A 19574-nucleotide genomic window follows, 5' to 3' on the forward strand; every position below is an offset into this window, starting at 1 on the left:
AATATATATTTATGCTGAGATTGCTGAAGTATTTAAAACCTTACTGGTGGCAAGTCTTATTACTGTTTGCAGCAATAGGATTACAAGTTTTTACTAATTTACAATTGCCAGCGCAAATGGCTGACATTATTAATGGCGGAATTACCGGGGAGAATATAGATTATATCTGGCAAATAGGCCTGCGCATGTTACTGTTTATAGTATTGGGGGCTGGGTGCTCGATATTGTCTACTTTTCTTTCTGCGCGAATTGGGGCATATTTTTCCCGGGATCTTAGAGCGGATATTTTTCAAAAAGTGCTAAGCTTCAATGCTACGGATCTAAAAAATTTTAGCACCGCCTCATTGATAAACCGCACAACCAACGACGTGAATCAAGTACAACAAACTATTATGATGATGCTGTCATTGATGTTGATCGCACCAATATCTTGTGTCATTTCGCTAGTGATGGCAATTCAGACGGCGCCCGATATGAGTTGGATTATGGCGGTCGGCGTCGTGGCGATTGTCACGCTAATTACCGTGGTGATGGTTCTTGTAATTCCGAAATTCAAAATTTTTCAAAAAGTTATAGACAAGATAACTTTATTGACACGCGAAAATTTGACCGGGCTAAAAGTAATCCGAGCGTTTAATAATGAAGGAATTGAGAAGAAGAAATTTGAAAGTGCAAATGCAGAGTTAACAAATTTAATTATTTTTACCGAAAAGATTATGAAATTGACTAATCCATTGATAAACGTAATTTTCAATGGTCTGACCTTGCTTTGTACTTATATCGGGATATCACTTTTGACGCAAAATTTTGATTATCTAGGAGATATGTCGGCGTTTACGCAATATGTGACGCAATTGATGATTTCATTCCTGATGTTATCAATGTTATTTGTAATGTTACCTCGGGCTAACGTGTCGGCGGAAAGGATTAATGAGGTACTAAAGACTAAACCCAAAATTGTCTGGAAAGATGTAACCAGTGGCATACCAGAAAAGATTGCTTCGGTTGAATTTAAGGACGTGGATTTTAGTTACCCGGGCGCAAAGGAAAAAGTGTTGGATAAAATTTCCTTCAAGGCACATGCGGGAAAAACTACAGCATTTATTGGTTCTACTGGTTCAGGTAAATCTACGCTGATTAACTTAGTCCCTAGATTTTACGAGCCAACAAGCGGCGAGATTGTAGTTAACGGCATCGAATTAAGAAAATACGAGAAAGATGATTTGATGCGCAGAATCGGCTTAGTTCCACAACGTGGGGTATTGTTTTCCGGTACAGTAGCATCAAACATCAAATTTGGTGCGCCCAATGCTACCGATCAGCAGATGAAAGAAGCAGCCAGGATTGCACAGGCAACGAACTTCATTGAAAAATTACCCGGTAAATACAACGCTCACATTGCACAGGGGGGGTCGAATGTATCAGGCGGACAGAAACAGAGATTAAGCATCGCGCGGGCAATTTGCAAAAATCCAGATATCTTCATTTTTGACGATTCTTTTTCAGCGCTAGACATGAAAACTGATGCTAAACTGCGTAAAGCACTCATGCCAGTAGTCAAAGACATGGTGGTATTAGTGGTAGCACAACGTATTAGTACCATTAAAGAAGCTGATCAAATCATAGTACTGGATGCCGGAAAAATTGTGGGGAAGGGCAGACATTACGAATTGCTGAGAACCTGCAAGGTATATCGAGGCATTGTGAAATCGCAGTTATCCGATAAAGAGTATGCACACGAGCTGGAGGAGGCCAATGCCTAGGCCACATAGCTCAAGCGATAGTAATAAGATTCACAACGCTAAAAAAGCGTGGAAAGATTTTTTGGTATCCATTAAAGAATACCGTGTAGCAATCGTTATTGCATTAGCGTTGTCCGTGGCTTCGGCCGCATTGGGAGTATTTATCCCAAAACTTTTGGGAGATATGACCAATATAGCGGTAAACAGCTATCCAGAAATTGATTTTGGACCGATTCTTAGCAAAGTGTGGCTAGTGGTAGGATTGTTCGTGGGGTCGGCAATTTTAAACTATATACAAGGTTACATTCTAGCTCTGGTGGCCGCCAAATACACCAAAAAATTACGTGAACAAATTATCGAAAAAATTACCAAGTTGCCAATTTCATATTTCGACAAACATAAATATGGTGACATTTTGTCACGCATGACTAACGATATAGACGTTATGGCGACTTCACTCTCACAAGAGATCACTGATATCACCACTAATCTAACTACTCTAGTGGGCGTATTGACGATTATGTTAACTATTTCCATAGAGTTATCACTGATTGCGATTGTGGTAGTTCCGCTTTCGGTAATAGTAGTAGGGAAAATTATGAATTTCGCGCAGAAGTTTTTCCTAGACCGACAAAGAATGCTTGGATCACTAGACAGCCGTATTGAAGAAGATTATGCTGGACAGGCGATCATCAAAACTAACTCTTATGAACCTACGGCAATCGCTGAATTTGGTAAAATCAATCAAGATCTAACTACATTAACTTTAAAGGCACAAGTTTTTTCGGCGTTATCAATGCCGGTAACGCAGATTTTTACCAATTTAGGTTACACGGCGATATGCGTACTAGGCGGAGTTTTCGTAGTTAATGGACGAATCAATATTGGCAACTTACAGGCTTTTGTACAGTATGTTTCGCGTTTCAATCGACCAATTACTGAGATCGCTTCAACTATGTCCACTATTCAGTCTCTACTAGCATCGAGCGAGCGAATTTTTGAGTTTTTGCGCGAACCAGAAGAAGAGCCAGACCCGGAGCCGGCACTAGAGATTAATACGGTACGTGGGGAAGTAGAATTCCATGATGTATGTTTTAGCTATGATAAAAAAACACCGATTATCAAGAATTTTTCAGTGAAGGTAAATCCCGGAATGAATGTGGCGATTGTTGGTCCGACCGGTGCTGGAAAAACTACGTTGATTAATTTGCTAATGCGATTTTACGACCTAGACTCTGGGTATATTACTATAGATGGCGTGCCAATTCGTGAAATGAGACGTGCTGATGTGCGGAAGTTATTCGGCATGGTGCTGCAGGATACTTGGTTATTTAGCGGCACGGTAGAAGAAAACCTACGCTATGGTAAACAGTTTGCCACACACGACGACGTGCGAGCCGCAGCCAAGGCTAGCAACGTGGACCATATTATTGAAGCCCTGCCAAAGGCTTATAAATCGGAAATATCGGAGGACTCAGATAATATTTCGGCGGGCGAGAAGCAATTAGTAACTATCGCTCGAGCAATGGTAGCGAATCCACCCATGATGATACTAGATGAGGCGACCTCTAATGTCGACACCCGTACAGAGCAGTTGATTCAGGACTCATTTGAGAAGCTAACACACGGACGAACTTCATTCGTAATAGCGCACCGATTATCCACGATTCGCAATGCAGATTTGATATTAGTATTACGCGATGGGAATATTGTAGAGCAAGGAAACCACGAAGAATTATTGAAGGCTGGCGGATTTTATGCCGAACTTTATAATTCGCAATTTGCAGAAAATTAAATGCCAAAAGTCTGTTTGATTTTGGCGAAAACTTCTTCAATGGTGCCAGAAGCATCGATAGTGGGGATGTTGAAGTCTTTAGCAACTTTTAGGTATGCGGGGTTAATTTTTTGCTGAAAACTGTCGCCTTGAGATTTCCAAATTTCATTTTTGCGGTTCCATTTTTTGTCGGTTTGGATACCTAAGCGCTTCGCTTGTTCATCGCGGTTCAAAGTTAAAATAGCAATTTTGTCAGGATTAAAATATTTGGCCGGCATAATGGTTTTGTGGACCTTAATAATTAATGAGCGACTAACACCGGCACCATAGCCTTCATAGATTAAGGTGGAAAGCCAGCTGCGGGCCGTCACTACTATCCCGTCTCGTTTTAGAACCGGTTCAGCGATTTTACGCCACTGCTCATAACGGTTAATAAGATACAGCATAACTCTGGTACGATGGTCTATATCCTGTTTAGAGCCGTAGTTGAGTTTGGCGATTTCAGCTACAAATTCGTCTTGGCTAGCAGTACCAGACTCAGCATAAAACACCGCTTCTTTGCCTTGTCTTTGAAAATACTCGGCAACCATTCTGGCCTGAGTATCTTTCCCAGTGCCATCTTGGCCTTCAATCACAATGTGCATTATTTCTCTCCTTTTTGGTTTTAACAGGGGTAGTTTCGGAACTTTGAGACGCGCTTTTTTCAAGGTATTTTTCATAACAGGATGGACAAATAGCACGATATTCTACATCTATGGTTCCGTCATCGATTAGAACGTCTGGCCCGTCGGCGACCAATTTGCCATCTAAGAATCTGGCATTATGGGTAGCCTTCTTGCCACATTCACAGATAGTTTTGATCTCTTCGATATCATGAGCAATTTGCAATAAGCGAGTAGCACCCTCAAAGCCACCGTCTTCACGGCGAAAATTTAGGCGCAAGCCATAGGCCATGACTGGGATACCCAGTTTTACTGTAATGAGCATTAGCTGGTCGGCCTGAATAGGCGTTAAAAATTGTGCTTCATCTATGAGTAAACAATGGACGTCACTATATTCTTGAGATATTTTTTTAAATAAGTCGGTTTCGCGGCTAAAGCAAAAATCTGTTTCGCGCTCGGGGCCAATACGAGTCAAAAGCTTGGTACCGTTTTTGGTATCAGTCACAGGTTTAATGACGCAAACTTTATGACCACGCTCTTCATAATTGAATGCGACTTGCAAAAGCTGCATGGTCTTGCCGCACCCCATCGCACCATAACGGAAATATAGTTTTGCCATTTTACCTCTTTTTTACATTATATCATATTGTATAATAGATATATGCACGAGAGTTGGAAGCCGTTTTTGAAATCCGAATTTGACAAACCATATTTCAAGGAACTATCTGAGTTCCTGCATGCAGAATACGAGACCAAAACAATCTTCCCGAAAAAGTCTTTAGTGTTTTCGGCTTTTGCTACGAATCTGAACGAAGTAAAAGTAGTAATCCTGGGACAAGATCCGTATCATACTCCAGGAGCAGCGGAAGGGTTGGCTTTTTCGGTGCCTCCACGGCAGCCCATACCGCCATCGTTAATCAATATCTACAAAGAGATTGACGATGACATAGGCAAACATGCAAACCCGACTGGGAGCTTAAGAAATTGGCAAAAACAGGGAGTATTGCTGTTGAATACAGTTTTAACAGTTGAGGCGCACAAGGCTGGATCGCATCGTGGACACGGATGGGAAATTTTTACGACTGAAGTAATAAAATATCTGAGTGAAACCAGGCCGCACCTAGTTTTTATTTTATGGGGCAGGGATGCGCGCAATAAAAAACCGCTGATAGACGGCAGTAAACATTTGATACTGGAGTCGCCACACCCTTCGCCCCTATCTGCACACGCGGGGTTTTTCGGGAACCATCATTTTTCTAAAACTAATAACTTTTTGAAACAAATCGGCCTAGAGCCAATTGTTTGGTAGTTTTAATCGCATTTTAAGGTTCTTATTCTATGATAAAAGCATAAAGGAGAGATTATGGATTCAGAAACAATAGCCAAAAACAAGCAGAACAGCAGTTCGGTGGCCGAAACGAATGGAACTACCACTAGGACAGCGCCGCCGCCTCGGCCAGGTAGCGATACGACTACAGACGGCAATAGCAGCGAGACGCCGGCTATGTCGGGAGAGGTGGGAGAAATGCCAGAGATGAATTGCGAAGAGAGTGAAGATGGCGAAACAAATTGCGAACCGCCTGAAATGCCAGAGGGCATGGAAAGGTTCGAAGGTGGACTGATGGGCGATGGGAACTTCCCGGGTGAGACGCTACAACAGGCCACCACTTCGAATGATAGTATTTTACATCCGATAGCGTATCTTTCGCTTGGTGCAGGAAGTGTGATTTTATCTACCGTCATGATGTATGCTTGCTTTTCTAACTTCTTTCATAAAAAACCAGCTGCAACTTTTGATAAATGGCAGAAGTTTATGTGGTTTGTGATTGCGACAGTGGTTTTATCTGCAGCAATAATTACGTTATGCTATTTTATACTAATCTGGGTAGACTAAATCCATTTCGCAAGACGTGCATATTCCGTTGAGTCTTTCAAATAAGAGGCCAAGATATCTTCGATGTAGGTTTTACCGTTTTGAAGGTTCAGTGTTTTTACGTCTGGCATAGAAGTTAACAAGCGGATCACGGCCTCATCAGTTTCTACGTTCGTCATGGATTTTTTTGGGTCGGTAGAGTGAGAATGAACACGCAGCTCTTTATAGACAAAACGTTTGATACCGGCCTGTAGACAATATTTCAAACAATTTTCACAAGTGGCGACACGATTGTAAACAGTGCAGCCGGTGAGATCTTGGTGAGCGAAGAGAATGGCGTTCATTTCGGAATGGATGGCAAAATAATACTTCATCGGACGTTCGCTCAAAGTCATTTTGGACTCATCTGCCCCCTGTAGCATACCGTTGTACCCTAGTGACACTACGCGCTTTTTGGGATCCACAATCACACAGCCCATTTTACTAGACGGATCTTTGGATTTAAGCGCGACCGTTTCGGCAATTTCCATAAAATATTCGTCCCATGCGCGTTGTTTTTGATCCATATTTCCTCCAATTTCCCCTATTATAGCATGAAATATTAAGGGGGGGTTGATTTTTGGCTGAGCTTATGACTATAATCTCGCATCAATTAAATGGGAGCAATTTATGCCAAAACAACTGCGAGAAAAAGTTAATAGTGCTCGTCAAAATGCGACGAAAAAGATTCGCTTAAAACATGTGGGCAGAAGAGGGAAGAAAATAAAAATCAGATATTTAGTGGCCGCAGCGGCTCTGATCAGTATATCTGCACCATACAGACAAGCAAATGCTGAAAGCTGCCCGGATGTTCGTATCGTCTTCGCAAGAGGATCGGGTGAGGAAAGATGGAAAGAGCAGAACTATTTAGAATATAAATCAACCATTGAAAACAAACTCGCCACTACGGCCTTGAATTATGAGTTTATCGATTTAGATTACCCGGCCGTAGGAGTGGGAGTCGAGAATCTAGATGTGACACTGGGAGCATTCTTCGGCGCTGGAGACACATATGAATTTGGGGAAAGTATAAATACTGGGGTACAAAACTTAATAAAGATGGTAAACGGTGGAGCCTGTACGAATACCAAATATGTAATTGGTGGGTACTCGCAGGGGGCGATGGTCATATCGAAATCACTGAAAAGCCTAAATGCAGATCGTATATTATATGCGGCAACTTTTGGTGACCCAAAAATTTACCTACCAGAAGGAGAAGGTTTAATTCCAGCGGCATGCAAAGGAGAGAACCTATCGGATTACCGAATGTACGTGCCAGACTGTCAGGCCTACAAAGGACTGTTGGGCGCTTATATCCCTTATGAACCAGAAACACTCGTTGGCAAAGTGGGAACTTGGTGCAACAGACGCGATATTTTTTGTAGCTCACGTTTGAGTATTAGCGATCATGTGGGGTACATATCGGATGCTCTGTACGAAGATGCTTCACGAGTAATCTTTGATAAAATCACTAAACATTTTGGTATAGAAAATCATGTTTCCTCACCACACGACACAGCATTTTTGATTGATTCTACCGGTTCGATGTCAGGCATGATAGAAAGTTACAAATCTGAAGCCTTACGTTTGGCTAAGGAGACTTTGGATTCCGGAGGACGCGTAGCATTGTACGATTATCGTGATTTAGCCGATCCCTACACGCCGGTAGAGCATTGTAATTTCGAAACTTGTACATTGGAGACTTTTCAGAATGAGCTAGCCACAATTCAGGCAACCGGCGGCGGAGATATACCGGAATCTCTGCTTTCCGCCTCTTTCCATACTATGCAAAATCTAGAATGGCAACACGGCGCAACAAAGTCTTTAGTAGTGCTGACGGACGCAAATTTCCTTTCGCCGGACCGAGATGGAATGACCTTAGACGAGGTAGTAAAACTTAGCAAAACAATTGATCCAGTGAATTTCTATGTTATTACAAATTCTGAATACGGCGATTATTACAACGATCTAACTAACAGAACAGGTGGCAAAGTCGTAACGAACTTAGAGGAACTAAGCCTACTAACGGATTATATTATCGAACGCTATGATAGCCTATCACGAGTAGAGGAGAGTAATAGGCCATTGGAAAGACCCACTCTAGAAATTAAAGAAACCAAACAAATAGATAACGGCGTAAAAATAAAAATTGAAACCGACGGTGTACGAACTTTAGTGATTCTAAACGATATGGTCCTAGGTGTTACGGAAGACACTGAACTTATAATTAGTGGATTAGATGAGACTAAAGAAAATATCTTAAGCTTAGTACCGTTAGGAGAAGATATCCGTGGAGAAGGCATAGAGGTAAATTTGAGTGGATATGGCTTTGGTGGCAGTAGTGCCAATAGTAGTGCCAACGACACCGCGGCAATCGTAGGTACTGCCGATTTTATTCTCCCTAAAACGCCAAATACCGGAAAACGTTAAGTAGAACTGAGGTGATAGTGATCACCGTATTCACATTTGTAAATGGCTAGCGGGCCCGAATGGTGGTCGTATTCGGCCACCTTAGCCGCTAGCTCAGCCTCTTCGCGAGTATTGTATATGATTTTATGGCTGTCACCCACCCAACAGCGAAGTGGATTGTAAATTTGATTAGGGTTTAAGTGCTTGTTCCGGTTTGCCATGTTATTACATTATAACACGTTGACTCAGTTGTTTTTATTTGAAAATATGTTAAAATATACTTTATGACTTTGAACAAAGACTTAATTCGCAATGTGGCAATCATCGCGCACGTAGACCACGGCAAAACCACGCTGGTAGATGGGCTTTTGAAACAATCGCATACTTTTCGTGATAATCAAGCCGAAATGCAACAAACTCTAATAATGGACAGCATGGACCAAGAGCATGAGCGAGGAATCACGATTACCGCTAAACAGACTTGTGTGTATTATAACGGTTATAAGATAAATATTATTGATACGCCAGGGCATGCCGATTTTAGCGGCGAAGTAGAGCGTACTTTAAACATGGCAGACGGCGTGTTTTTAATCGTAGACGCACAAGAAGGGCCAATGCCGCAAACAAAATTTGTATTACAAAAGGCTTTGGAGTTAAATTTAAAACCAGTAGTTATAATCAACAAGATCGACAAGCCAGCAGCACGAATCGAAGAAGTAAAAGATGAAATTGAGAGCCTATTTCTGGAACTTGCCACTGACGAATCGCAGCTTTTTTATCCAATATATTATGCGGTAGCGCGTGAAGGTCGGGCTGGCAAGACTACCAATTTGGATGATGACTTACATGTAATTTTTGAATCTATTATTAATGACATACCGGCTCCAGAAGTAGATAGCAATAATGAGAGTGCACAGTTACTAGTAGCAGCATTAGCGGCGGATAATTATTTGGGGAAGTACTGTATTGGGAAAATCTTCCGCGGGCATTTGAAAAAGGGGCAAGCTGTAAAAATCTTGCACAATGGCGAGATCAAAAGTGGTAAAGTAGAAAAAATCTTTGTTTATAAAGGCCTTGGTAAGGAGGAAGTGGAAAAAGCAATCGCAGGCGATATTGTGGCAGTAACTGGCGTGGCAGAAGCTAATATTGGCGACACAATTGCTACCGGGGATAGTCCCGAAGCTTTACCTACCATTGAGCTAGAGGCACCGACATTATCTATTTACATTGGGCCAAATACTTCGCCTCTAAAGGGGCGTGAAGGCGAATTTACGACTTCACGGCAAATTGCTGAAAGACTGGAGCGTGAATTAGAAACCAATATTGCGCTGAAGATAAAGCCAGATGGGCTAGGCTACAAGGTATCTGGACGCGGAGAATTACATCTATCCGTACTAATAGAGACGATGCGGCGCGAAGGCTACGAGCTAGAAGCTGGCCGGCCAGAAGTCGTCTATAAAGAAATTGATGGCGTAAAGTGCGAACCAATCGAAAGTTTAACAGTAGGGGTAGCACCAGAGTTTGTCGGGGCAGTAAGCCAAGAACTCGGTATCCGGAAAGCCGAGCTGAAGTCTCAAGAGATTACTACCACTGGTTCAACAAGATTTGTATACGAAATTTCTACAGCTGCACTAATCGGTCTACGCAATAATTTGCTTACCGCTACTAAAGGTACTGTGATAATGTCTAGTATTCCGAGTGGATACAAGCCGGTAGACGCAAAGTATAAACCGGAACGCAACGGTGCACTAATTTCGTTTGAAACTGGCACCTCCACGGCTTATGCTTTGGACGCGGCGCAGGCGCGCGGTATATTATATATTCCACCACAGGTACCAGTATACCAGGGCATGATAGTGGGCCTCTCTAATAAAAAAGATGATCTTGATATCAACGTATGTCGCGAAAAACAGTTGACCAATATGCGAACGCATGCATCTGATGGGGCAATTCAGCTAACCCCTTATACGCAGTTATCATTGGAACAGTGTTTGGACTTTCTGTTGGATGACGAACTGCTAGAGGTTACACCAAAGTCTCTACGTTTACGCAAACGACAACTAGATCCGGTCAAACGAAAAAGAGAGAATCGAAATAGTTAAAATATGTTAATTGATGCGCATTGTCACTTGCATGATAGAGAATTCTTTTCGGCAGAGCAGGCCGAGGAAATGCTGAAACGGGCACACGAAAAGGGAGTAGAAAAAATCATTTGTATTGGTACTAGCCATGAAGATTCTTTGGCGGCACGTGATTTTGCCGTAGAGCACGGCGATACTTACTGGACCTACGGCGTACATCCGGAATTTGCCGGAAAAGAGGATTGGACTTTTGAAGGCACACCGGTGGCAATTGGTGAGGTCGGTTTGGACTATCATTACTCTAGTTATAATCGAACGGCACAAATACATCTGTTTGAGCAAATGTTGCAGTTAGCGAACGATCATAATTTGCCAGTGTCCTTTCACGTGCGCGAGGCGTTTGATGATTTCTTTCCAGTGGTAACAAATTTTTCAAAAATTCGTGGCGTAGTACACAGTTTTTCCGATAATAAAAAGAATTTAAAACGAGTTTTGGCCGAAACAGATTTTTACATTGGTGTCAATGGTATGGCTACATATTCTACGCTACCCACGCCGCCAATCGAACGCATCATCTTAGAAACTGATGCTCCTTTCTTGACTCCAGAACCTTTTCGTGGTATAATTAACGAACCGAGTTATGTGCCAGCTATAGCCAAATGGCTAAGCACAAAGCTAGGTCTAGATTACCAAATCGTAGAGAGGAAAACCACGGAGAATGCAAGACAACTCTTCAACATTTAATATACCGTCTTTCGCCAAGCAGGAAGTCTACGATTTTGATGCAACTGAAGAATCTTTTAAGGTTTACAAAGAATTAAATGCGATAGCAGAGGAAATTGAAAAATGTCGTTCAAGAAATTGCTAGAAAAGCCATCCATAGCAATCAAAAATCCTTTCTACCGCAAACCAAAAACTTATACTAACAAATTAAGTTTAGATGATTTGATTAACGCTGAATCAGAATTAGGTCGAACGCTCTTTGGACCAGTGCCGGTGGGGCATCGACGCGAGTTTTTTGCGTCAAAAAAGAACGTGTGGATCTGGCATGAAAGCTGGACAAACCAACTTGGCGAGTTACAAGAAATGACTATTCGCTATGAGGTACGCCCAACTGGCGTATATAAAAAACCTTTAGGCGGTGCATACAAAAAAATTGAAGGAACGGAGCTAAATAATTTCCGCCAAGCGGCCCATGGATACCTAAATCTTGTCAAAACCAAGCTTTATTGTTAAAATGTGCTTATGAATAAAAGGCGCGTTTCACTTATAGTTTTTATCATTGGCATCGTCACACTGGTCGCTGGTGTGGTTTTTTTGATTGTGCGATTGAATACTGGGCCGAGCGTGCAAGATGGGGAGTTTTTGGTTTCCGTCGGTGAGTGGCAAGAAGAAAGCGAGCCTGGGGTAATCTGGAATTTTACCGAGATTGGCAAGGGAACTTTGACCACTAATAACCACACTAATGATTATGATTTTTCCTGGGCGCTGGAGGATAACAAAATAAAAATCGACACCGAGTGGTTATATACGCTGAGTGATGAATTCGGGTACGAATTGGATCAGAACGGTAGCGTGCTGACAATCACTAAAGACGATGAAGAAATCAGGTTCATACCAGTTAATAACTAGTATCTATTTCTGTGTCACAAGTGGCATCAATGCCGAGATTAGATAATACAATCATTTCGTCGTCTGGTATCATGTGTGTAGCATGGAGTTGAGCGCTGCTTAGTTTTTCTAAATTATCCAGGGCTTTCTTTACAACCGGATTGGTGGAAGAACAAATAGACAGAGCGATTAGGACCTCACCAATCTTGAGGTAACTTTCCTTAAAATTAGATGTTTTGTTTTTAGTCTCCAGAATTGGTTCAAGCACAGCAGAAGCTATTAAGTCCATTTCGTCTGGGATTCTGGAAATAGTTTTAATGGCGTTGATCATGGTGCTGGAGATTGGGGAAAGGTATCCGGTTTTGCGGCCAGTGACATATTTCTTACCAATTTTAATACAAGCGCTGGGGAGATTGCCGGATTGTTCACGTTTCTTAACCGCTTCAGTAGCAACGGCGCGGTCTCTTTCGGAAATTTCAAGTTCGTTCATCAAGAGCTTAATACGTTCTGGCACCGCTTCATCTACGGCTCCTTTTTTGAGGTCTACCAAAGCGCGATAATAGCGGCGTATGATTTCATCCTTAGCAGCGCGCTGTACAGCTTTGTCGTCCGTGATACATTTACCAATCACGTTAACGCCCATATCGGTAGGAGAGAAATAAATGCTTTTGCCATTAATTCGCGTTAGGATTTCTTTGAGAACCGGAAAAGTCTCCAAGTCGCGATTGTAATTTACGGCAGTGACGCCATATTTTTCTAGGTGGAAATAATCGATCATATTTTTATCGGCAAGGTCGGCAGTAGCAGCTTCGTAGGCGATATTCACCGGGTGCTTAAGTGGCAAATCCCAGACCGGGAAAGTTTCAAATTTGGCATAGCCAACTTTTTTGCCTTGTTTACTTTCGTGGTAAAGCTGCGAAAGTGATGTAGCGAGTTTACCCGAGCAGGGTCCAGGAGCAGACACTACCACAAGTGGCTTAGTAGTCTTAATGAATGGGTTAGCTCCGTAGCCCTCATCCGATACGATAGTGTCGACATCAGTAGGGTAACCCTTAGTAAACGTGTGGAAATATGGCGTAATACGGTAATCTTCCAATTTCTTAGCAAAATCTTGAGCCTTTTTCTGGCCATTGAAGAGTGTGATTACTACAGAATTTACAATGATGCCTTTCGAACGCAAGAATTCTATTAACCGTAAGACCTCGGTTTCATAAGAGATCATGTGATCGGCACGGATTTTGGATTTTTCGATAGCATTAGCATTGATGCACAAAATAACCTCAGCGTCGTCTTTGAATTCTTGGAGGAGACGAATCTTGAGGTCTGGGAGAAATCCGGGGAGAGTGCGGGCCGCGTGCTGGTCATCTATTAGCTTACCGCCAAACTCTAGGTAGAGTTTATCAAACATTCGGATGCGTTCTTTGATTTTCTTTTTCTGAATCTTTAAGTATTTTTCGGCATCAAAACATTTTTTCACCAGTACCTCCTTATTACTTTTTTATTATAGCATGGGATTTTAAAAAGCTTTCCGAAGAAGCACAAAAAAATAATTACCGAAGGAACTTTAGCTAACTTTTTTGAATCGTAAAAATATGTTATAATATGTTTTATGATTTATTTAGATCATGCCGCAGCAACCCCTGTATCAGCAAAAGCTCTGAAGGCGATGGAACCGTATTTTGCGACGGAATTTTTCAATCCATCTGCCGCATATTTACCAGCTAAAAAAGTGGCAGCTGATTATGAAGCAGCGAAGGACACGATTGCTCACGCGGTGGGAGCTAAAGGCACAGACTTGGTGATTACGGCCGGAGCAACTGAAGCAAATAATCTGGCGTTTACAGCAGTGGCACAACACAACTATGGTAAGGATGAGGTCCTGTATCTGGAGACCGAACACGATTCGGTGCGGGCGGTAGCGCAGCGATATGGTGGCAAAGCTATAAGAGTGTTATCAAGCGGACTGATCAACTTGAATGATTTAAAAACAAAGATTACTGATGAAACAAAGCTAATATCTGTATCGCTGGCCAATAACGAATTAGGTACTATTCAGCCGCTAGCAGAAGTTGCAGCAATTATTAAAGAAATAAAAATTGATCGCTATAAGCGAGGAATAAAAAAGCCACTGTATCTACACTCCGACGCTTCGCAGGCGCTGAATTTACTGGACATTAACGTAGCACGACTAGGTGTAGATATGTTGACTATAAGCTCAGCGAAGATTTATGGACCAAAGGGCATAGGAGCATTATATGTCTCTCATGGCGTAAAATTATCGCCACTCACCTTAGGTGGCGGGCAAGAAAAGGGCCTTAGATCTGGGACCGAAAACGTGCCGGGCGTAATAGGATTTGCCACAGCAGCAAAAGAAGCGAAGGAGCATCTGAACGGTAACCGCAAAAAATACAAGGATTTGAAGCGGATTTTACTCTCCGGGCTGCAGGGATATGAGTTGATCAATAAAAAGCATACACTTGACAATTTTATAGTTTTGTGCTATAATGGAGTAGATGCAGAGAGGTTAATCTATCTCTTGGAAGATAGAGAAATATATGTAGCAACCGGTGCGGCCTGTGCGGCTTCTAAGGGGCAGAAATCCCACGTATTGACGGCGATAGGCTTAAACAATAGCCAGATTGCCGGATCCCTACGTTTGACTTTGGGAGAAACCAATACCGCAGAGCAAATTCACGAAGCGGCACGAATAATCAACGAGACGGTAGCGGCAGAAAGGAAGCGAATCAATGGCTAAGACAGTGTTTGTCGGGATGAGCGGTGGGGTGGACTCGAGCGTATCGGCTTTACTTTTGAAAGAGCAGGGCTACAAGGTGGTGGGAATATATATGAAAAACTGGTCCAAAGATTTGCCGGGAATGAAATGCCCATGGGCGGAAGATTTGGCCGATGCTAAGCGTGTAGCGGTGAAGTTGGGGATAGATTTTGAGGTATTTGATTTTGAGAAAGCCTACCGCGAAAAGGTGGTGGAGTATATGCTAGCGGAATTTAAGAAGGGGAATACTCCAAATCCGGACGTAATGTGCAACCAAGAGATTAAGTTTAAACTGTTTTACGAAGAAGCAATGAAGCGCGGGGCGGATTTTATCGCCACTGGACATTATGCTAGAGTTGAAACATCTTCAGAGGTTCCTCTGTTGATGCGGGCCATCGACGAGAACAAAGACCAGACATACTTCTTATATCGCATTTCTGATGAAGCTTTGACGCACACACTTTTTCCGATTGGCGAAATGACAAAACCAGAAGTAAAAAAGCTAGCAGCGGAAAATGGTTTACATAACGCCTACAAGAAAGAGTCTATGGGGGTGTGTTTTGTGGGCGAAGTAGGAATGAAGGATTTTTTGAAAGAATATATAGACATAGAGCCAGGTGAGATTCGCGAGATTGAAAGCGAAAAAGTGTTGGGCTATCACGAAGGTGCGGTATTTTATACGATTGGACAGCGACATGGGTTATATTTGAATGGCGTGGCCGGGGAGGTAAATGACGGGCTACCATATTATGTGGTGAAAAAGGATATCGAGAATAATGTTGTGTATGTATCGAAAAATTTGAACGATGAGCATATTTGGACAGACATATTAGAGCTCAAAGACGTCATCCTTCGGATGAGTCCTGCCGTCACCAGTGAAGGCGCATTTGCACGTCTTCGTCACCGCGCACCGCTGATCCCGGTTAGAATTATATTAAGGGAGGACGGAACAGCGGCATTAAAGTTTGAAAATAAGATTAAACGCCCGGCTAGTGGACAATCTGCCGTGATTTATGGCGGTGAGATCTGTTTGGGCGGTGGAATTATCGTATAGTTTTATCCTTTTAGCGCTGGTTTTTTCTTGAGGCTATCGAAAAAACTTGCTTTAACTGGATCAATTTCACCCTTGATATAATCTATAAAATCCTTTATAAAAATAGTGCGCTCGATTAGCTCTCTACGTACAGTTGCGTCCGAAACGATTTTACCATACGCTTTGTAAAAAGTTGCGTCGGAAATATTTAATGAATCTCCAGCGAGCGTACGATACTCTTTCAATTTGTTACCTGACAAATCATTGTAGAGCGAGACGCCTACTTCGGACAGAAGTCGGCTATAAGCTTTGTCATGTTTTTCTTTATCGGTGTTATCAAAGAGTGATCTGATAATATTAACCGATAGACTACGGTGCGGCGCACATAGTAGCATAAATTCCCCATCGCTATCGCCGGACAAAAAAGATATTATTTCCAGGCGAGTACTCTTTAAAGTTACACCTCTTTCAGTTGTTTTTAGATTAACGCTATCAATAAAGTCTCCAAAATGAGAAATAAGTGGTTCCAAAAACTCTATATCTTCGATTTGAGCATCGCCATAGATTTTCCCAGTATTAGCATCAAAATAATCTGGTTTTTTGATTTGATTATGTTCAAAAAAATCGTACACCATGCTATCTGTAGCATCTTTTGCCGCCAAAGCTTCTCGGTCTATAGCATCATGAACCGCACTTAATGCAACTTTATCATACTTATTCTGTTTTTCTAGCCAAGATTTCTGCCATAAAACAGCAACATCGGAATCATCTTCGAAGGGCTTTACTAGACGATCATCGAGAGGAGATATAACAGAAGTTAATACGGAACCAGATTCAAGTCTTGCAATGACGCCAGTAGGAAAAAAGAATAAATTATCAATGTCCTTCCGTCCTGGAAAAATAACTTCAGCAACAGATTTTTGGAATTTATTGATGGCCTTGCCCGTTTCTCTGGCGGCAGCCTCATTAATAAATAAGTCCTTATTTCGTTGTAGAGCTCGTTTTCTTTCTTCTAACTGAAGCATTTCTTTACCATTTGGTGTAAAAAATCGTTCTTGGGCATCAAGATATCTCGGGGCAATCGAACCATAATAAGCTGAAGTGGCCGCTTCGGAATTTTGGATGAATTCCAAAATGTCAGTGTTTTTTGCAATATGTCTATATTGACGAAGTTTTCTATATAAGGCCTCGCGACATTTATCGACGCCTTTCGAAGAAGCGCCATTTCTATCCGTACTCTTGAGAGTAGCTCCAATTCTACTGTTCAGTTCATCATGGACGTTTTCCGGACTCACAAGATCAAGATTCGAATCACTAGACACTATACTAGAAATTTGACTTTGAGCCAAAAAAGCCAGATATCTTCTAAAAATATTTTTTGTTTCAGAAAAATATTTTTTTGAAAGAACGGAATATTTGCTGCTTCCCCCTTGGTAGTTATTCTTGTAGGCAGTTTTCAGCTTTCTCTCAAAAAGTTCAGCAATTTTCAAAAATGAGAAATTATCATATTCCTCTATTTCTTCTTCAGTAAGTAATTTACGATTAATGGCGTATTCTTTAAATTTTTCCTCATAATATTCGCCAACATCATCAATATAGTTGCCGGCGAGGTCTTTTTTGTCAGATTTAAGCTGCGCTGGTCGTTTATCTTTCAGCTCGGTTATTGATTGGTTAATTTCATTAATACGAAAATTAAAAAGTTGTTTAACTATAGGAATGCAACGATCAAAAAACACCCTCTGAAGCGGGACGCGCCAAGATGAATTTTCATCATCTAGACGAGAATAAAAGTCATCAATATCGGATGAGTCAGACAGGCGGTTTTTTAAAATAGCTTTGTGTATGATTTCTTGGTATTCTGCGGTAAATGGATAGCGGGTACTACCGTATTCGAGACCAAAAGTCGTAAAAATGGCTTTGTCACGAATAGGGATTGGAAAATTAGAATGATCATCTGTGGCAGAAATGGCGGAAAAAAGTAATTTATGCTCAGCGGAAATATGGTAGTCATCCGGTAGTCTAGCTAGTTCTCGAAAGAGATTTTCGCCGCGCGATAACCTTCGCATAGTCTCTGGAGGGATTCTAGATTCAGATTCATAACGGTCAGAGAATATCTCTGCGTCCGTTAAGACATCGAAGCTATCAGCGGAAGGAGATTCTTCCGCTGACAAGGAACTTGGTGCTTCAAAATGTTTTTTCATTAATCCCATTCATCACTTAGAAGCTGACTTTCATGTTGGAGATTCTGTAAACGATAATTAACATTATGAAGATGTTCGTCCATCTTGGTAAGATATTGAGGGAAAGCTTCGTCGAGATATTTCGACCTGCTCTCGGTCAAAGCTCCTGCACTAGCAGCCAGCTCTTCGAAGAACTCTTTTTTGAAAGGGCGAGAACTCCCATATCGTTTTTTAAGATCATCTGATTTGTAACCAAGCATTTGTGCAGCATAATAGCCTAAATAAGTACAGGCACGTTTCATAGAATCATATTCAACCCTCTCGCTATCATCTTTTGGGATTTCCATGTCTATGACTTCAATGGCAATAGAAGAGGACGATATTAGCATGCTTTTTGCTTGGAGGCGGCGATTTTGTAAAATTTCTCTAGCTACAAAGTCGCTAAGTAAGTCCTGTTCTAGACCTGATGGCCCGGCAGCAATAGTGTCGCCGATCAATGTGGATAAATTTGCTCCAGCACGCCCTACTTCGCCAGTGGAGAAGCTTCTCTTATTATAGGCATCATAGGCAATCCTGATAGCTCTCGCACTACGACTGTTGTCGTTTGGATCGAGCTGCTCGAATTGTTGCTTTAATTTCTTACCATAATCAGATTTAGTCTGTTTTTTATATCCTCCCACACTGCGTTGATCGGTTATATCCCGCCATTTGGATACGTCGAAGGCTTGCATGTTTTCGAGGTCCTCAGTAGTAAATGGGCCATACACATAGAGAGAAGATTCATCTAATAAACCCTCATCTATGAGATCTTCCGCATCATCTTCTTCCAGCTTGCGCCTTAAAAAGCTATTGTCATCGTAGCCATTTTCTATCAACTTTTGATATACTTCTTCGACGTCAAATCCACGCTCTAGGTCAAGTTCGCCGCGAGTCCAGGCTTCATATTTGTCTTGAAGATCTGCTTTAGCTCGCATTTCGGCCTGATTGAAATAGGTAGGGTCTGCGCTATCATGACGCGATTTCTTAGCGTTGATGTGCATATCTAATCTATCAAAAATGCGGTCGACTTTTTCTGAAACTACTTCTGGTGTGGCATTAGTAGCATAAGCATACACGCGCGCTGCCTCAACTGGAGTTAAGTTACTAGCATTAATGCCGCGGGTACTTAGCCCGTGCATGACAGCACGAGACTCATTCGAAAGTTCGCCTCTAGCCTCTAATGCGCCGATAGTCTCTTTTTGGATATCGTTAATTATGGTTAGTTCGGTTTGAATACCTCGTGAGGTTTCGATCCCAAATCGTTTTTCTATTGCGCCCAATGTTACGGCAAAAATTGCTATTTCTTTACCGCTTCGTGGCCCATTACTTCTTTCTATCCTACCTTCGTCCCGTGATCT

Annotated in this window: 19 protein-coding genes; 12 read left to right on the top strand and 7 right to left on the bottom strand. The window is 41.9% G+C overall.

The window, feature by feature from the left end; translation table 11 throughout:
* Nucleotides 1-11 precede the first annotated feature (11 nt).
* Both G3RUM_RS03070 and G3RUM_RS03075 read left to right on the top strand, forming a co-directional pair.
* On the top strand, nucleotides 12-1763 hold the full coding sequence (locus tag G3RUM_RS03070; protein WP_129735260.1) for an ABC transporter ATP-binding protein: 1752 nt from the start codon (nucleotides 12-14) through the stop codon (nucleotides 1761-1763).
* Nucleotides 1756-3537 (top strand): ABC transporter ATP-binding protein, encoded by a 1782-nt coding sequence (locus G3RUM_RS03075; protein WP_164998353.1) that lies wholly within the window; start codon nucleotides 1756-1758, stop codon nucleotides 3535-3537. The genes G3RUM_RS03070 and G3RUM_RS03075 overlap by 8 nt, the downstream gene beginning before the upstream one ends.
* Here the strand turns inward: G3RUM_RS03075 and tmk are convergent.
* Together tmk and G3RUM_RS03085 are read right to left on the bottom strand one after the other, a co-directional pair.
* Nucleotides 3534-4160, bottom strand: coding sequence for a dTMP kinase (tmk, locus tag G3RUM_RS03080; protein WP_164998354.1), 627 nt, complete (start codon nucleotides 4158-4160; stop codon nucleotides 3534-3536). The two genes, G3RUM_RS03075 and tmk, sit on opposite strands and share 4 nt — an antisense overlap.
* Nucleotides 4144-4797 (bottom strand): thymidine kinase, encoded by a 654-nt coding sequence (locus G3RUM_RS03085; RefSeq protein WP_129735266.1) that lies wholly within the window; start codon nucleotides 4795-4797, stop codon nucleotides 4144-4146. Before G3RUM_RS03085 ends, tmk begins: the two co-directional genes overlap by 17 nt.
* Before the next feature lie 42 nt (nucleotides 4798-4839).
* On the opposite strand from G3RUM_RS03085, the gene G3RUM_RS03090 reads away from it, so the two are divergent.
* Entirely contained in the window at nucleotides 4840-5487 is a 648-nt protein-coding gene (locus G3RUM_RS03090) for a uracil-DNA glycosylase (protein WP_129735268.1), read from the top strand.
* Between the two features lie 54 nt (nucleotides 5488-5541).
* Entirely contained in the window at nucleotides 5542-6072 is a 531-nt protein-coding gene (locus G3RUM_RS03095) for a hypothetical protein (protein ID WP_129735270.1), read from the top strand.
* Here the strand turns inward: G3RUM_RS03095 and G3RUM_RS03100 are convergent.
* Nucleotides 6069-6617 carry a deoxycytidylate deaminase gene (locus tag G3RUM_RS03100; protein WP_129735272.1) on the bottom strand — a complete coding sequence of 183 codons (549 nt, stop codon included), beginning with the start codon at nucleotides 6615-6617 and terminating at the stop codon, nucleotides 6069-6071. The two genes, G3RUM_RS03095 and G3RUM_RS03100, sit on opposite strands and share 4 nt — an antisense overlap.
* Before the next feature lie 103 nt (nucleotides 6618-6720).
* Here G3RUM_RS03100 and G3RUM_RS03105 point away from each other — a divergent pair, with 103 nt between their 5' ends.
* Complete coding sequence (locus G3RUM_RS03105; RefSeq protein WP_129735274.1) at nucleotides 6721-8520, top strand: cutinase family protein; 1800 nt, start codon at nucleotides 6721-6723, stop codon at nucleotides 8518-8520.
* Here G3RUM_RS03105 and G3RUM_RS03110 read toward each other — a convergent pair.
* Nucleotides 8517-8720 (bottom strand): hypothetical protein, encoded by a 204-nt coding sequence (locus tag G3RUM_RS03110; protein ID WP_129735276.1) that lies wholly within the window; start codon nucleotides 8718-8720, stop codon nucleotides 8517-8519. The genes G3RUM_RS03105 and G3RUM_RS03110 overlap by 4 nt on opposite strands.
* A gap of 63 nt (nucleotides 8721-8783) precedes the next feature.
* On the opposite strand from G3RUM_RS03110, the gene typA reads away from it, so the two are divergent.
* Genes typA through G3RUM_RS03130 form a run of 5 tightly spaced genes read left to right on the top strand, consistent with a single transcriptional unit; the run spans nucleotide 8784 to nucleotide 12212 of the window.
* Nucleotides 8784-10601 (top strand): translational GTPase TypA, encoded by a 1818-nt coding sequence (gene typA, locus G3RUM_RS03115; protein WP_129735278.1) that lies wholly within the window; start codon nucleotides 8784-8786, stop codon nucleotides 10599-10601.
* Between the two features lie 3 nt (nucleotides 10602-10604).
* Entirely contained in the window at nucleotides 10605-11324 is a 720-nt protein-coding gene (locus tag G3RUM_RS03120; RefSeq protein WP_129735280.1) for a TatD family hydrolase, read from the top strand.
* Nucleotides 11299-11448 carry a hypothetical protein gene (locus G3RUM_RS03820; protein ID WP_164998355.1) on the top strand — a complete coding sequence of 50 codons (150 nt, stop codon included), beginning with the start codon at nucleotides 11299-11301 and terminating at the stop codon, nucleotides 11446-11448. The genes G3RUM_RS03120 and G3RUM_RS03820 overlap by 26 nt, the downstream gene beginning before the upstream one ends.
* Nucleotides 11427-11816 (top strand): hypothetical protein, encoded by a 390-nt coding sequence (locus G3RUM_RS03125; protein ID WP_129735282.1) that lies wholly within the window; start codon nucleotides 11427-11429, stop codon nucleotides 11814-11816. Before G3RUM_RS03820 ends, G3RUM_RS03125 begins: the two co-directional genes overlap by 22 nt.
* 9 nt (nucleotides 11817-11825) lie before the next feature.
* Complete coding sequence (locus G3RUM_RS03130; protein WP_129735284.1) at nucleotides 11826-12212, top strand: DUF5640 domain-containing protein; 387 nt, start codon at nucleotides 11826-11828, stop codon at nucleotides 12210-12212.
* Here G3RUM_RS03130 and G3RUM_RS03135 read toward each other — a convergent pair.
* On the bottom strand, nucleotides 12202-13668 hold the full coding sequence (locus G3RUM_RS03135) for a DUF1846 domain-containing protein (RefSeq protein WP_129735286.1): 1467 nt from the start codon (nucleotides 13666-13668) through the stop codon (nucleotides 12202-12204). The two genes, G3RUM_RS03130 and G3RUM_RS03135, sit on opposite strands and share 11 nt — an antisense overlap.
* 132 nt (nucleotides 13669-13800) lie before the next feature.
* On the opposite strand from G3RUM_RS03135, the gene G3RUM_RS03140 reads away from it, so the two are divergent.
* Together G3RUM_RS03140 and mnmA are read left to right on the top strand one after the other, a co-directional pair.
* Nucleotides 13801-14946, top strand: coding sequence for a cysteine desulfurase family protein (locus tag G3RUM_RS03140; protein ID WP_129735288.1), 1146 nt, complete (start codon nucleotides 13801-13803; stop codon nucleotides 14944-14946).
* The gene (gene mnmA, locus G3RUM_RS03145) at nucleotides 14939-16018 is read left to right on the top strand and encodes a tRNA 2-thiouridine(34) synthase MnmA (protein ID WP_129735290.1); all 1080 of its coding nucleotides are present in this window, start codon (nucleotides 14939-14941) and stop codon (nucleotides 16016-16018) included. Before G3RUM_RS03140 ends, mnmA begins: the two co-directional genes overlap by 8 nt.
* A 2-nt stretch (nucleotides 16019-16020) precedes the next feature.
* Here the strand turns inward: mnmA and G3RUM_RS03150 are convergent, their stop codons facing one another.
* Together G3RUM_RS03150 and G3RUM_RS03155 are read right to left on the bottom strand one after the other, a co-directional pair.
* Nucleotides 16021-18198: a hypothetical protein gene (locus G3RUM_RS03150; RefSeq protein ID WP_129735292.1), complete on the bottom strand. Its 2178-nt coding sequence runs from the start codon at nucleotides 18196-18198 to the stop codon at nucleotides 16021-16023.
* A complete protein-coding gene (locus G3RUM_RS03155) occupies nucleotides 18198-19496 on the bottom strand; it encodes a hypothetical protein (RefSeq protein WP_129735293.1) in 1299 nt (432 codons plus the stop codon). Before G3RUM_RS03155 ends, G3RUM_RS03150 begins: the two co-directional genes overlap by 1 nt.
* Nucleotides 19497-19574 lie beyond the last annotated feature (78 nt).

Source organism: Candidatus Nanosyncoccus alces (genome assembly GCF_004138395.1).
GTDB classification, from domain to species: Bacteria; Patescibacteriota; Saccharimonadia; order Saccharimonadales; family Saccharimonadaceae; genus Nanosyncoccus; species Nanosyncoccus alces.